A 14,681-nucleotide genomic window follows, 5' to 3' on the forward strand; every position below is an offset into this window, starting at 1 on the left:
TGTCCGGAGTAGTCCCGGTACCGTTTTCAAGCGTGCCGGACAGGCTCCGTTACCTTTGCTACAAAGTATAAGGAGGAGATTTCACAGTGACAGATAAGAATTTCACTAAAGAAGATATTCTGCGTATCGCCAAGGAAGAGAACGTTAGATTCATTCGTCTTCAATTTACCGATTTGCTGGGAACGATCAAAAACGTGGAGATTCCAGTAAGTCAGCTGGAGAAAGCTCTCGATAACAAAATGATGTTCGACGGATCTTCGATCGAAGGTTATGTGCGCATTGAAGAATCCGATATGTACTTATACCCCGATCTGAGTACTTGGGTCGTATTCCCTTGGGTAACGGAAGATCGCGTAGCCCGCTTAATTTGCGACATTTATTTGCCGGATGGCCGTCCATTCCCAGGAGACCCGCGCGGCATTCTGAAATCCGTATTGAAGGAAGCCGAGGAAATGGGCTTTACCGCTATGAACGTCGGACCGGAGCCGGAGTTTTTCTTGTTCAAAACCGACGAGAAGGGAAATCCGACTACGGAATTAAACGACCAGGGCGGCTACTTCGACCTGGCCCCAACCGACCTTGGCGAGAATTGCCGTCGTGAAATTGTCCTTACACTGGAAGAAATGGGTTTCGAGATCGAAGCCTCCCACCACGAGGTGGCTCCAGGTCAGCATGAAATTGATTTTAAATATGCGGATGCGATTAAAGCCGCAGACCAAATTCAGACCTTCAAGCTGGTCGTCAAAACGATCGCAAGACAGCATGGTCTGCATGCCTCGTTCATGCCGAAGCCTTTGTTCGGTGTCAACGGGTCCGGTATGCACTGTCACCAATCCTTGTTCAACGGCAAAGAGAATGCGTTCTATGACGAAAGCGACAAGCTGGGCTTAAGCGAGACAGCGAGACAATACATGGCCGGCATTCTGCGGCATGCCCGCGCATTCGCCGCAATTACTAATCCGACGGTTAATTCTTACAAACGGCTTGTGCCTGGATACGAGGCGCCTTGTTATGTGGCTTGGTCTGCAAGCAACCGCAGCCCGATGATTCGTATTCCTGCTTCCCGCGGCATCAGCACGCGCGTTGAAGTGCGGAATCCGGATCCGGCAGCGAATCCTTATCTGGCCCTGGCTGTCATGTTAAAGGCCGGTCTGGACGGCATTAAGCACAAAATGCAGCTGCCTCCGCCTACGGACCGCAACATTTATGTCATGACGGAAGAGGAGCGGGAAGAGCAGGGCATTCCAAGCCTTCCGCTTGACCTGAAGCAGGCGCTGGACGAGCTGCTGCGCAACGATGTCATTTGCGATGCGCTCGGCGATCATGCCCTCGCACACTTCATCGAGCTCAAAGAAATCGAGTGGGACATTTACCGTACTCAGGTTCATCAATGGGAACGGGATCAATATTTGACGCTGTATTAAGAGTAGATATTCATAGCTTGACGATGATACCGCCCGCTGTCCGGAAGCTTTCCGGCAGCGGGCGGTTTTCTTTATCGCAAGAAAACATGCCTTTGAATCGAGGTCGCTCATTCTTGAATGGACTCGTTAGAGCTTTTCTCATGGAGGCACGGATATAAAAAATCCCTTCCGGCCGGCATGGGCGGCGGCGAAAGGGAAGGAATTATTGAATATTTCGGAATACACCGATGACTTTGCCCAAGATGCTGACGGTTTTAAGTCTCAACGGATCCATGGTCGGGTTCTCAGGCTGCAAACGAATATGATCCTTTTCTTTGTAAAAAGTTTTAACTGTCGCTTCATCGTCTTCGGTCATGGCGACGACAATATCCCCGTTATTGGCCGTTTGCTGCTGACGAACGATAACATAATCTCCGTTATGAATACCGGCTTCGATCATACTTTCTCCGATAACACTGAGCATAAAGACATTATTATCTTTTACATAATGGCTGGGAAGCGGGAAGTAATCCTCAATGTTTTCCGTCGCTGTAATGGGTACGCCGGCAGTAACGCGTCCGATCAGCGGTACTCTGGCGACCGATACGGAGAATGCTCCGTCCGATGAGCTTCCGTCCAATATTTCTATGGCTCTCGGTTTGGTGGGGTCTCTGCGGATCATGCCTTTCTTTTCCAATCGTTCCAGATGTCCGTGTACGGTGGAGCTGGAGGCCAATCCTACGGCCTCTCCGATTTCTCTTACGGAAGGCGGATAACCTTTTTCTCTGACTTCATTCTTGATAAACTCTAAAATCGCCTGCTGCCGATTGGAAATTTTGCTCACGATCATCACTCCAATTTTGGTAATCATTACTTAGAAGTATACCACAGAACCGGAGTTCGTACAAACATAAGTTCGAGAAAAAAACGTTGACACAAACAAGTGTTCGTGTTAAATTAAGAACAGAACAAATGTTTGGGGGGTTTATGTTGATGATTCAGAATACTCAGCTTATACATAACTTTAATTCCCGTCATGTGATGCCTAGAAAACATAATGATAATAATAAGGGAACATATGTCCGTGTTTTGGTTTTTGGTGCATTTTTATTTTGTGCCGTGATCGCTATCTCCACTATGTTCGGTTTTTTCTTTGACCAGGATGTACATGCGGCATCCTCGCAGCCTCAGGTTCAGACGTATGTAGAGGTCGAATCTGGCGACACGCTTTGGAGCATTGCCTCCCAATATGTAGACCAAGGACAGGATATAAGGGAATATGTGCACCAGATGAAAGGAATCAACGACCTCGAGAATTCCAATCTTCAAGTAGGACAAAAACTGCTGCTTCCATAATAAATTGGACGAGTGCTGTATTGCCGGGGATGCTTCTCTTGACAATCAGATTCGGTAATGTCAAAGTATAATTTGAAATGATATTACCGGGAGGATCAGCATGAACGAATCGGATCATGATGCAGTCGTACAGCGTATTAACGAGTTGGCCCGCAAAGCGAAATCAGAAGGTCTGACCGAGGCAGAACTGGATGAGCGCAATGGACTAAGAAGGAAGTATATCGATTCTTTTAAAACCTCCTTACGTGGCCATCTTGAAAACATTAAGTTTGTTGATGAGCGAGAGAAGAAGTAAGAGTAGGGGGTAAGAGATGAAGTATCGTGTTTTAGGCAAAAGCGGGATTGCCGTTTCTGAGCTTTGTTTAGGTACCATGACATTTGGAAATACGACAAATGAACAAGATTCTATTGAAATGGTTCATCGTTTTTTGGATCGCGGAGGTAACTTTATTGATACGGCGGATGTGTATGTCTCCGGTACTTCAGAAGAAATCGTGGGCAAAGCCATAAAGAAGCATCGTTCCGATGTTATTTTGGCGACCAAGGTGCGTTTTCCTACGAGCAATAACGTCAACCACGTCGGTTTATCCAGAAAGCATATTCTTGATGGTGTGGAAGCCAGTCTTCGTCGTTTAGGAACAGATTATATTGATTTGTATCAAGCGCATGTTTGGGATCAAATAACACCCATAGAAGAAACATTGAGAACGTTGGATGATCTGGTTACCTCAGGCAAAGTTAGGTATATCGGCTGCTCCAATTTCTTGGCTTATCAATTGATGAAATCATTAAGCATCAGCGATTTTAATCGTTATGCCCGTTTTATTTCCATTCAACCGCAATACAGTTTGGTATGTCGTGCGATGGATCGCGAGGTTCTGCCTCTTTGCTTGGAGGAAAACGTAGGTGTGATTCCTTGGGCTCCTTTGGGCGGCGGCTTCTTGACAGGGAAATATGCTCACGGACAGGAACCGACAGAAGGGCGGTTGGCTTCTAAAACGGGAGAGAGCCGTTGGGAGGTTCGCAATACCGAGAAAAACTTCCGCATTCTAGATGAATTGATTGCGGTTGCCCGTGAGGCGGACAAGACACCGGCACAGGTGGCATTGAACTGGTTGATTCATAAACCGGGCATCACTTCTCCTATTTTTGGCGCTCGGACTTTGGAGCAATTCGAGGATAACATGGGAGCTGTGGATTGGAAGCTGGACGATTTCTTATGGCAGCGCCTGGAAGATGTAAGCGCTCTGGAGTACGAATATCCGACCCGATTTATTGATAAGTTTTGGCGCAAGGTGTAAATGACTTAGATAAGGGGCACTCATCATGTCACGTAAGTGGGAACGTATGGTTCGTAAAAATACGAAAATTTCTAATGTGCAGCGGAAGAAGAGCGGAAAAGGCGAAATATCGGGAGTAAGTGCCGACGGTTCGGTCACATTCAAAGGCCGGAGCTGGTTTTTGCCGATGCTGCTTGTGGCTACCGGTGTTTTTTGTTTTATCGTGTTTCGGAATCAACCCGGGCAAGAGCAGCTGTATTGGATTACCGGAGCAAGCTATATTTTTCTGGCGTTACTGATTTATTGGATTCGACGCCCCTTTTTGAAAATCGATAAGAAAACTTTGTCCTCCCGAAGGTTTGGCGGCGACCGTTTTTTTGAAGCGGATCAAATCAAGGATATAACGATGAATAAAGATGCGATTGTCATCAACTTTAAGGCGAAAGGAAAACGATGGGTATTCACCAAGATCTATCATATGTTTCCGATCGATTCCGCAAGAGTAAAGCTTCAGGAGTATGCTGAAAAATACAACGTGACATTAATACAAGATTAATATTTGGAAAGAGGAACGTTATTTATGGGGATCAAGGCAGTACTTTTTGATTTGGATGACACGCTGCTGTGGGACGACCGCAGTGTGAAAGAAGCATTTCAAGCAACCTGTGCCGAGGCGGCCAAACATTATCCACTGGATCCGGATCAGCTGGAAGAAGCCGTGCGGCGTGAAGCCCGTGCTTTATATGAATCGTACGAGACGTTCCCGTTTACCAAAATGATCGGAATAAACCCTTTTGAAGGACTCTGGGCGCATTTTACCCAAGGGAAGCAGGAAGAATTCCGCAAGCTTCAGGCGCTGGCACCTCAATACCGTACCGAGTCCTGGACACGCGGACTAAAAGCGCTGGGCATTGAAGACAAGGAGCTCGGATATAAACTTGGGGAGATGTTTCCTTCAGAACGGAGAAACCGTCCCATAGTTTATGAGGAAACGTTCGAGGTGCTGGATCAGTTGAAGGACCGGTATCAGCTGCTCCTTTTGACGAACGGTTCTCCTGATTTGCAGCAGGAAAAGCTGGCAGGAGTTCCTGAGCTTGCGCCGTATTTTAATCATATCGTCATTTCCGGAGATTTCGGTCAAGGGAAGCCGGCGGGCGCGATCTTTGAACACGCTATGGGTTTGTTGGGGATTCAAGCGGGTGAGGGTGTGATGATCGGTGACAAGCTGACTACGGACATTCTCGGATCCAATACGGTAGGCATGCGCAATATGTGGATTAACCGACACGATCTGCAGCGTACCGATGAGATTGTACCTTCACATGAAATTAAAAGCTTGCGTGAGATTCAATCGATCATTGACTCATTATAGTTTGGTCTTTATATTTTCGTAATAGTATCGGTAAAGCAGAACCCCGCTCATATGAACTGCACGCCCTTTGGTTAGATGGTGTCTAACAAAGGGGGGTGCAGTTCAAAGGCGGGGTTCTTTATATTTATGCTTTAAGCTTTTTGAAACGTTGGATCTTCGAACGGATGAGCAATCCAGCCTTCCGTTTCAATGAAGAGGCGAACGGCAACGATTTGGCGGTTGTCCATCAAGGTGAAGAAGTGAGGCTTATGCTCAGGCACGGAAATCACGTCGCCTGCTTCGAGCTCAACGTCGAAATAGCCCACATCGTCAGTTCCTTTAATAATGAAGATGCCTTTGCCGGCTGTAATGGCGCGCACTTCGTCCTCCGTATGTGTATGCACCTGCTCGAATTTTTTAAGCAGCTCGTCCAAGTTTGGCGTCGCATCGGAGAGGGCGATGACGTCCCATGTTTGATATCCGCGGCGGCCTGCGAGGTCGCGGATTTCGGAATCGAAGGTGGATAAAATTTGTGCCTTCTCGTCGTCCGTAAGTATAAATTTTTCTTGCAGCTCAGCCGGGAGTTTCGCCGCGTTCCAGTGTTCGTAAAGCACTTCTTGTTTATCCAAAAACGCTTTGACGTTTTGCTCGCCTGCGATTCGTTCGTTGGTGTTGCGAATTCTGATTTCTGCCATGGTCTTTCCCTCTTTCCATTTAAAGAATGATTCCTATCTGTAATTACATTATAGTGGAAGACGTCTCATATGTCGACGTGTTATTGGAGAGGGATTCCAATGGGCTAGAACAAACTGCTGGTGAAAATGATTGAAGTTTCTTTTCATCACGGCCTGTTTCTGGTACACTTTAGGGATAAACAATTTGCTAACTTTCGTGTTTGTTCGACAGCGACGAAAGAGATGCTGCGTAAGGTCCGCCTACCGAAACGAGACGATAGGAATGGCGGCAGGTTGAAAGGGGATCATCGATGAATAAGTCATCCTTGCAAGAGCAACTACAAAAGAAAATTATGATATTAGACGGTGCCATGGGTACCATGATCCAGCAAGAAAATCTTACCGCGGATGACTTCGGCGGGGAAGAGCTGGACGGTTGTAACGAAATGCTGGTTCTTACCAGACCGGATGTCATCCGTAAAATTCATGAAGCTTATTTTGCCGCAGGCGCGGATATGGTTGAGACCAATACCTTCGGAGCCACGAGCGTCGTGCTCGCGGAATATGATCTGCAGGATCGGGCTCGGGAAATCAATCTTGCCGCAGCCAAGCTGGCGATCGAAGCGGCGAATAAATACAGCACACCGGAATGGCCGCGTTATGTGGTGGGGGCCATGGGGCCGACAACCAAAACGCTTTCCGTCACAGGCGGAGTTACCTTCGATGAATTGATCGACAGCTATTATGAACAAGCGCTGGCATTAATGGAAGCCGGCGTAGACGCGCTGCTTCTTGAGACGTCTCAAGATACGCTGAATGTGAAGGCCGGAAGCATAGGTATTCGCAAGGCGTTTGATCAGCTGGGCAAAAAACTCCCTCTGATGATCTCCGGTACGATCGAGCCGATGGGTACGACGCTTGCCGGTCAAAACATCGAATCGTTTTATATTTCTCTCGAGCATTTGGAGCCGATTTCGGTCGGTTTGAACTGCGCGACGGGACCGGAATTCATGCGGGATCATATCCGGACGTTGGCGGAAATATCGGGTACGGCAGTCAGCTGTTATCCGAATGCCGGACTTCCGGACGAGAACGGAAATTACCACGAGTCTCCTGAGACATTGGCGAAGAAGATGGCAGGCTTTGCCGAGCAGGGCTGGCTTAACATTGCCGGGGGCTGCTGCGGCACAACGCCTGATCATATCCGCGCCATGGCGGAAACGCTCAACGCCTACAAGCCTCGGGAGCATAGAGGTGTTCACCCGCCCGCTGTATCCGGCATTGAAACAGTATTCATTGAAGATGCGAATCGTCCTTACATGGTTGGAGAGAGAACGAACGTTCTGGGCTCGCGTAAATTTAAGCGTCTGATTGCTGAAGGCAAGTATGAGGAGGCATCGGAAATTGCCCGCGCTCAAGTAAAGGGCGGAGCCCATGTGGTTGACGTCTGCTTGCAGGATCCGGATCGCGATGAAATGGCCGATATGCAGAAGTTTCTGGAGCTTGTCGTTAAGAAAGTAAAAGTTCCCTTGATGCTTGACTCTACGGATTATCGCGTCATTGAGCTGGGCCTTAAATATTCCCAAGGAAAGGCCATTATCAACTCGATCAACCTCGAGGACGGCGAAGAGAAGTTCGAGCACGTCGTTCCGCTCATTCATAAATACGGCGCAGCTGCAGTCGTAGGTACCATTGACGAACGCGGACAAGCCATTACAGCCAAAGACAAGCTGGAGGTCGCACAGCGATCTTATGATTTGCTTGTAAACAAATACGGAATGAAACCGAACGATATCATTTTTGACCCGCTCGTCTTCCCGGTAGGTACGGGGGATCAGCAGTATATCGGATCGGCAAAAGAAACGATTGAAGGCATTAGACTGATTAAGGAAGCGATGCCGGATACGGAAACGATCCTAGGTCTCAGCAACGTCTCGTTTGGTCTCCCGGAAGCCGGACGCGAAGTGCTTAATGCCGTCTTCTTGTACCATTGTACGAAAGCAGGGCTTGATTATGCGATCGTCAATACCGAGAAGCTGGAACGCTATGCTTCTATTCCTGAAGAAGAGCGCAAATTGGCCGAAAGCCTCATCTACGATACGAACGATGAAACGTTAGCCGAATTTGTTGCGCATTTCCGCACCAAGAAGGTTGAGAAGAAAGAGAAAATCTCCAACTTGACCCTGGAGGAGCGTCTGGCTTCTTATGTTGTTGAAGGCACCAAGGAAGGCCTGATTCCCGACTTGGACGAGGCGCTGCAAAAATATCCTCCGCTTGACATCATTAACGGCCCTTTGATGAAAGGGATGGAGGAGGTCGGCCGTCTTTTCAACAACAACGAGCTTATTGTAGCCGAGGTGCTGCAAAGTGCCGAAGTCATGAAGGCATCGGTTTCGCATTTGGAACAGTTCATGGAAAAGGCGGATAGCGCCGTTAAGGGTAAAATCATACTGGCAACGGTTAAGGGTGATGTGCATGACATCGGTAAAAACCTGGTCGAAATCATTTTGTCCAATAACGGCTACAAAATCGTTAATCTGGGGATTAAAGTTCCGCCGGAACAGCTGATTGAAGCGTACCGCAAGGAAAAGGCGGATGCAATCGGTCTGTCAGGCTTGCTGGTCAAATCGGCACAGCAAATGATCATTACCGCGCAAGATTTGAAAAATGCAGGAATTGACGTCCCTATCCTTGTGGGAGGAGCCGCATTAACACGGAAGTTTACAAGAACACGGATTGCTCCCGAGTATGACGGTCTTGTGCTTTATGCCAAAGATGCGATGGACGGCTTGGATCTCGCGAATAAGCTTAGCGATCCGGAGCAAAGGCAGCAGATGATTCGCGAGCTCCGGGAAAGCATGGAGTCAGATGTGAAGGAAGCCGGGCGCAAGGAAGATCAGATGCCTGAACTGACACGCGTCAAGGTATCGACGGTAGACCGGACTGTGCCTGTGCAGCTGCCGCCGGATTTGGACCGCCATGTACTTCGGGATTATCCGATCAGTCATTTAATGCCATATATCAACATGCAGATGCTGCTTGGACATCATCTGGGGCTGAAAGGTAAAGTAGAACAATTGCTGGCGGAGAAGGATCCGAAGGCCATACAGTTAAAGGAAACGGTCGACCAGATTTTATCCGAGGCACAGCATGAAGGAATTATTAAAGCCCATGGAATGTATAGATTTTTCCCGGCTCAGGCCGATGGTAACGACGTGCTGGTTTACGATCCGGAGGATCATACCAAGGTGCTTCAGAAGTTTAGCTTCCCGCGGCAGGAAAAAGAGCCTTATCTCTGTCTTGCTGATTATTTAAAGCCGGTCGAAAGCGGCGAGATGGATTATGTCGGATTCCTTGTCGTCACAGCCGGCCATGGAATCGGCGAATTGGCGGCAGCCTGGCGTGAAAAAGGCGATTATTTGCGCTCGCACGCACTTCAAGCGGCCGCTCTGGAGACGGCGGAAGCCTTCGCCGAGCGTGTTCATCAAATGATGCGCGACGTTTGGGGCTTCCCGGATCCGACGGAAATGACCATGCAGGAAAGATTCGGAGCCAAATACCGTGGTCAGCGGTTTTCGTTTGGTTACCCCGCATGTCCGAACCTGGATGATCAGCAGCAGCTTTTCGCTTTGCTGAAGCCTGAGGATATCGGTGTTCATCTGACGGAAGGAAGCATGATGGAGCCGGAGGCTTCCGTTTCCGCGATCGTGTTTGCACATCCTGCCGCCAGATATTTTAACGCCTAAAGCCGATTTGGGGTATGCTATACAGGGTGGAGCGTTCATGCTCCACTCTTTTAACTAATTGGACTTAACGAAACGGGAGTCGATGGATTGTGGAACTTTATTTTCTGGGGACGGGCGCCGGAATGCCTTCCAAGGAACGCAATGTCACCTCCGTGATGCTGAATTTGCTGGCGGAGAGAAATGCCTATTGGATGTTTGATTGCGGAGAAGGGACCCAGCATCAAGTGCTTAGAGCCCCGGTCAAAATAAGCAAGCTGGAGAAGCTGTTCATTACACATCTTCACGGAGATCATATTTATGGCATTCCGGGGCTGATGTCGAGCCGATCCTATCAAGGGGGAGAGAGTTCCTTTACGATTTACGGCCCTAAGGGAATAAAGGAATTTATTGAAACGGCGCTTCGTGTGAGCGATTCCCACCTGGGATATCCGCTTGAAATCGTTGAATTTGAAGCTTCGGAACCCTTCGTTGTATTTGAAGACGATCAGTTGATCGTCACGGCCGCTCCTCTGGTGCACCGCATTGACAGCTACGGCTACCGCATCACGGAAAAACCGCAAAAAGGAAAACTGAATGCAGCTCGTTTGAAGGAGCTTGGTCTTGCTTCGGGCCCGCTGTTCGGCAAAATCAAGAACGGAGAAAATGTCATCCTGCCTGACGGCCAAGAGCTGCATGCACAGGAGTTTATCGGGCCTTCCATCCCTGGACGTACGGTGACGATATTGGGCGATACCCAGCCATGCGGGAATGCGGTAATGCTTGCAGAGGCCGCGGATGTGCTTGTCCATGAAGCTACATTTGCGGAGCAGAGAAAAGAGATGGCCGTCAAATACGATCACTCGACGGCGCTTGACGCCGCGCGTACTGCCGGCGAGGCTGGAGTGGGAACGTTAATTTTAACGCACATCAGTTCGCGTTATCAAGGTGAGCTGGCTGAACAATTAACAGAGGAAGCTCGTTCCGTTCATCAGGAGACGTATTTGGCCCATGATCATTTTCGTTTTGAAATCCCGGCTTCCCGGAGATGACCGGATAAATAGCCGTAAAATAAAAAGCCTCCACCCTTTTGAATGAGGGGAGGAGGTATTCATGCGGCTTTACGTCTCGTTCTGATGGGCTGATTCATCTTTAATTTCGGAACGGAATGCAGACAAGCTTTCGCGGCGCCGGTTATTTTTGCTTTCGATCTGCTGCTTTTCTTCCGAGCTGATTTCATCGGTATGCGCTGCTAAGTACTCTTCTGCCTCTCCTATGTTTTCGATGGTATTATTAATGTTATTTTGCAGATGTTCTACGTTGTCCGCACGATTGTCCGGCTTAGCCATGATCATTCAACTCCTGTTTTATAGTCATCTTAATACGCAATGGGGAATGCGCCAATTATACGATGCCACCTAAATGGGGTATTTATGCATAGACGGGCGAGTCCGGTATACAGTCATCTTGGGAAGGAGTACGATAATAATGATGGGATTTGCCATTTTACTGGCTTTTTATATGCTCGGGACGGTACTGCATGAAGGGCTTGGCGTACCGTTGCCCGCAAACGTCATTGGCTTGATATTATTTACACTCAGCTTATTTCTGAAAATCGTTAAGGTGACATGGGTGGAAGAGGCGAGCGCGTTCTTGATTCGGCATATGCTCTTATTATTTGCGCCGATTGTAGCTGGAATGGTCGTGTTCTTCTCCCTGATCGGGCAGCAAGCGCTGATCATTGTGATTAGTTTGTTTATAAGCACGATTGGGGTGCTGCTGGTCACCGGTTGGACTGTGAAGCTTATGAGCGGCAGGAAAGTGAAAGAGGGAGTACGTCGTTATGACCGTTCAGGAGCTTAGTATTGAGCCGTTATTTGGCATTACGTTGACGGTGATCGCTTACGCTGTGGCGTTAAAATGCCAGCAAAGGTGGAGTGGGCTGCATCCGCTGCTTATTTCTTCTATCATGATCATTGCTGTGCTGTTGTTGATGCAAGTCCCTTATGAAGCGTATAAAAAGGGTGGCGATTATATCACTTTTCTGCTCGGTCCGGCTACGGTTGCGCTCGGCGTGCCTTTATATAAGAATGCTCATCGAATTGGCCGGAACTTTGCCCCGATTATCACAGGGATCACCGTCGGGTCGCTGAGCGCGTTGATGATATCGGCTGGACTCGTTTGGAGTCTTGGAGGCAGCCGCGAGCTGATGATTACGATGATGCCTAAATCGGTGACCTCGCCCGTAGCTTTGGAAATTGCTCGACAGGCAGGGGGGATTCCCGAACTTACAGCGGTGCTGACGGTGCTCACGGGTCTCATAGGAAGCCTGTTTGGACCGGCTCTTCTTCGTCTTGCCGGAGTAAGAGAGGATATTTCGCTCGGCACAGCGATCGGAACAGCCGCCCACGGTATTGGAACGGCGCGGTTAATTCGGGATTCGGAGGTGGCCGGAAGCATCAGCGGGTTTGCCATGGGGGCAACGGCGATCATCACGAGTCTGCTTTTCATCCCGCTATATCTTTGGATGAAGTAAGCATTTTGCTTCATTTTGATGTAAAGAACGGAATAGTTGGCGATTTTCAAGGAAATCATCTATATCGATAACTATTCTGACAATGACATGGATTGAAAAGAGGCCGTCACGGCCTCTTCGCACCTTCGAACACACTTAAGCTCAACGGACGGCGGTCTGATGGTTTCTCGCGCTCTTGGAGTTTCTCCGGGAGTGCTTTTTTGTCACCTTGATAGCCGATGGCAATGACACAGTGGATGTCATATTCGTCGGGGATGTGAAGAATGCTGCGAGCTTTATTGGGATCAAAACCGGACATCGCATGCGCAATTAAACCGCGGCGGGTAGCCTCCAGGGCCAGGTAGCCCCATGCCGTGCCTGCTTCGAATGCATGCAAAGGATGAGGGTCGCCTTTGTCGTTCACTTTACGGGACAGAAGCAGAACAAGTACGGGAGCTTTCTCACACCAGACTTGGTTGCTCTCGCTGACAAAGCTCAAAAAGATTTGCCTTTCCTCAGGCTTGCGCGCCAAATAAAAACGCCAAGACTGCTGGTTGAATGCCGAAGGCGCCCATTTGGCCGCTTCCAGTACAGCAAAGAGCTCTTTCGGTTTGACCTCGCGATCAGCATAGGAGCGGGGAGACCAACGGTTTAAAAAAAGCGGACTGATATCATATTCGGCTATCCGGCTGTTCTGAACTTTTTTGAGAATACCTTCGTTCTGCTCCTCGTAAATGGTGCTATTACCCATAATTCATCATCCCTTCTATCATTTTAGGTTCCCCTTTCATTACCCTTTCATAGAAAAAGGGAACCAAAGGGAGAAAATGATGTTTTGATTCTCAAAAGTATGAAAAACACAAGATTGGGTTAGAATAGATGCAGTAAAAATGTAAGGAGGGATTGCGGTATGGATTTCACAAGTCAGGATATCGCCGTAATAGAGCAGGCTCTGCATATCGCTATTCGTTCGCAGAGCGAGGGAGCGCAGGCCCGTAAGTTTCATGAAGTGCTGGCCAAGCTCAAAACGAATGCGGCAGCTGCCATGGTATCGTCCCCTTTACAGACGACGGCTTCTCAAGACGGGATTCGTTACGATTACGATGATACTTCCGATTTGCTCTAAGGTTTACACCGAAATTGCCCGGGAAAGCGCAGGAAGTGACACGATCCTGCGCGGATTGCTTTAGGGAAGGGAAATGTTCAACATCATTCGATCGTTTTTGTTTAAAAAAGACCTGAACCGAAACCCATCGGCTCAGGTTTTAATTTTGTTTCGATAATGTGGTAAGCCTTCGCTCATCGGTAAGATAGCGTGATTCAACGATGGACTAATATTTTGAGAGGGAATTATCTTGCTTCCTCCTTGCGTTTCCAAATAAACAATACGCAAAGCGCCAAAATATTGGCTGCCGCGGCCCACCACAATCCGCTTTTGATCGCAAAGGTAAGAAATAAAGACTCTAATGTCAGAAGGAGCATCAATGGGATGGATGTCATACGGCTGTACGGTTTGTAATCCTTTTCGAAATATTCATCATGTAAATAGTTTATAATATTAATTATAAGTAGAGCGGTAACAAACCAGCTTATATAATTGCTTAACGGTACATTATAGGGAGCGGGATTCCACGCTGCATGCTCGGCCGTTTTCCAAGACCAATAGCGTTTTTGTACAGCTACAGGGGCAAGAAGTAAATCGATTGCAGTTATCATCGCGGCCGCCCAAATGGTTGGAAGCAAGAAGCTGCGCCGTTTGGTGCGTCTGCGCTCCAGTTTAAGCTGATGGCTCTCCGGTGAAAGCTTCTCGGACAGCCGCAACCCCCGCCAAGCGTGATTTGAACTACGGATCGGGGCGAATGCTTTGGAAATGACGACCAGTATAAACCATGTAAACGGAATTGCGACCGGCACGCCCAGAACCACTGGCGCGAAGAAGGAACCGTATTCATAGACTCCAAACCATCTTCCGGAATGAACGCCGATCCATTCGGCAGCATAAGAAATGCTGCCGCAAACCACGAACAGAATCAGAGCCTGACGCCTTCCGTACCTCCTTACATACCAAATCCATGCGGTAACTCCGCCCAAGATGAGGTAACCGCTATTTGCCCATTCGAGCCATGAAGGCACAATATTCCCGGTGACGAGAATAAATCCGCATACAAACCAGATAGCGTACAGACAAGTAATTCGCCGAAGCCACACATTTATCATGCGAAATGTCCTTCACTGAAGGAAGCTCTATGTTTGCGCCGCGAAAGGGTCAGGGCGGGAAATACCGGCAGGCTGTTCAAGTTTTTTAAAATAACCTTGTAAAAGTCGGAGGCATGCTTTATGACATCATGTCCGTTTGCTTTAAAAGGGAGGATAAGCTTCT

The 14,681-nt window shown here is 48.4% G+C and carries 16 protein-coding genes; 11 read left to right on the top strand and 5 right to left on the bottom strand.

What is annotated here, in order from left to right; all coding sequences use genetic code 11:
- Positions 1–86 precede the first annotated feature (86 nt).
- Positions 87–1,424, top strand: coding sequence for a type I glutamate--ammonia ligase (gene glnA, locus ACZYR9_RS12565; protein ID WP_488978838.1), 1,338 nt, complete (start codon positions 87–89; stop codon positions 1,422–1,424).
- A gap of 202 nt (positions 1,425–1,626) precedes the next feature.
- Here the strand turns inward: glnA and lexA are convergent, their stop codons facing one another.
- Complete coding sequence (gene lexA, locus ACZYR9_RS12570) at positions 1,627–2,247, bottom strand: transcriptional repressor LexA (RefSeq protein WP_488978839.1); 621 nt, start codon at positions 2,245–2,247, stop codon at positions 1,627–1,629.
- A 149-nt stretch (positions 2,248–2,396) separates the two neighbouring features.
- Between lexA and ACZYR9_RS12575 the strand changes: the two genes are divergently transcribed.
- From ACZYR9_RS12575 to ACZYR9_RS12595, 5 genes are all read left to right on the top strand, one after another.
- The gene (locus ACZYR9_RS12575; protein WP_488978840.1) at positions 2,397–2,759 is read left to right on the top strand and encodes a LysM peptidoglycan-binding domain-containing protein; all 363 of its coding nucleotides are present in this window, start codon (positions 2,397–2,399) and stop codon (positions 2,757–2,759) included.
- A gap of 100 nt (positions 2,760–2,859) precedes the next feature.
- Positions 2,860–3,054, top strand: coding sequence for a DUF896 domain-containing protein (locus ACZYR9_RS12580; protein WP_488978841.1), 195 nt, complete (start codon positions 2,860–2,862; stop codon positions 3,052–3,054).
- Positions 3,055–3,070: 16 nt separating this feature from the next.
- Positions 3,071–4,060, top strand: a complete 990-nt coding sequence (locus ACZYR9_RS12585; RefSeq protein ID WP_488978842.1) for an aldo/keto reductase — start codon at positions 3,071–3,073, stop codon at positions 4,058–4,060.
- Positions 4,061–4,085: 25 nt separating this feature from the next.
- Positions 4,086–4,595 carry a hypothetical protein gene (locus ACZYR9_RS12590; RefSeq protein WP_488978843.1) on the top strand — a complete coding sequence of 170 codons (510 nt, stop codon included), beginning with the start codon at positions 4,086–4,088 and terminating at the stop codon, positions 4,593–4,595.
- A 24-nt stretch (positions 4,596–4,619) separates the two neighbouring features.
- The gene (locus ACZYR9_RS12595) at positions 4,620–5,411 is read left to right on the top strand and encodes an HAD family hydrolase (protein WP_488978844.1); all 792 of its coding nucleotides are present in this window, start codon (positions 4,620–4,622) and stop codon (positions 5,409–5,411) included.
- Between the two features lie 131 nt (positions 5,412–5,542).
- On the opposite strand, the gene ACZYR9_RS12600 is transcribed toward ACZYR9_RS12595, so the two are convergent.
- Entirely contained in the window at positions 5,543–6,085 is a 543-nt protein-coding gene (locus tag ACZYR9_RS12600) for a 1,2-dihydroxy-3-keto-5-methylthiopentene dioxygenase (RefSeq protein WP_488978845.1), read from the bottom strand.
- Between the two features lie 290 nt (positions 6,086–6,375).
- Here ACZYR9_RS12600 and metH point away from each other — a divergent pair, with 290 nt between their 5' ends.
- On the top strand, positions 6,376–9,810 hold the full coding sequence (gene metH, locus ACZYR9_RS12605) for a methionine synthase (protein ID WP_488978846.1): 3,435 nt from the start codon (positions 6,376–6,378) through the stop codon (positions 9,808–9,810).
- A gap of 89 nt (positions 9,811–9,899) precedes the next feature.
- A complete protein-coding gene (gene rnz / locus ACZYR9_RS12610) occupies positions 9,900–10,838 on the top strand; it encodes a ribonuclease Z (protein ID WP_488978847.1) in 939 nt (312 codons plus the stop codon).
- 69 nt (positions 10,839–10,907) lie between these two features.
- Here rnz and tlp read toward each other — a convergent pair whose 3' ends face one another.
- Positions 10,908–11,135 (bottom strand): small acid-soluble spore protein Tlp, encoded by a 228-nt coding sequence (tlp, locus tag ACZYR9_RS12615; RefSeq protein ID WP_488978848.1) that lies wholly within the window; start codon positions 11,133–11,135, stop codon positions 10,908–10,910.
- 139 nt (positions 11,136–11,274) lie between these two features.
- Between tlp and ACZYR9_RS12620 the strand changes: the two genes are divergently transcribed.
- Together ACZYR9_RS12620 and ACZYR9_RS12625 are read left to right on the top strand one after the other, a co-directional pair.
- Positions 11,275–11,649: a CidA/LrgA family protein gene (locus ACZYR9_RS12620; RefSeq protein WP_488978849.1), complete on the top strand. Its 375-nt coding sequence runs from the start codon at positions 11,275–11,277 to the stop codon at positions 11,647–11,649.
- A complete protein-coding gene (locus ACZYR9_RS12625) occupies positions 11,630–12,322 on the top strand; it encodes an LrgB family protein (protein WP_488978850.1) in 693 nt (230 codons plus the stop codon). Before ACZYR9_RS12620 ends, ACZYR9_RS12625 begins: the two co-directional genes overlap by 20 nt.
- 106 nt (positions 12,323–12,428) lie before the next feature.
- Here ACZYR9_RS12625 and ACZYR9_RS12630 read toward each other — a convergent pair whose 3' ends face one another.
- The gene (locus ACZYR9_RS12630) at positions 12,429–13,052 is read right to left on the bottom strand and encodes a nitroreductase family protein (protein WP_488978851.1); all 624 of its coding nucleotides are present in this window, start codon (positions 13,050–13,052) and stop codon (positions 12,429–12,431) included.
- A 159-nt stretch (positions 13,053–13,211) separates the two neighbouring features.
- Here ACZYR9_RS12630 and ACZYR9_RS12635 point away from each other — a divergent pair, with 159 nt between their 5' ends.
- Complete coding sequence (locus ACZYR9_RS12635) at positions 13,212–13,427, top strand: hypothetical protein (protein ID WP_488978852.1); 216 nt, start codon at positions 13,212–13,214, stop codon at positions 13,425–13,427.
- Between the two features lie 224 nt (positions 13,428–13,651).
- Here the strand turns inward: ACZYR9_RS12635 and ACZYR9_RS12640 are convergent, their stop codons facing one another.
- On the bottom strand, positions 13,652–14,518 hold the full coding sequence (locus ACZYR9_RS12640) for a carotenoid biosynthesis protein (RefSeq protein ID WP_488978853.1): 867 nt from the start codon (positions 14,516–14,518) through the stop codon (positions 13,652–13,654).
- Positions 14,519–14,681 lie beyond the last annotated feature (163 nt).

It is taken from the genome of Paenibacillus sp. F024, assembly GCF_057814255.1.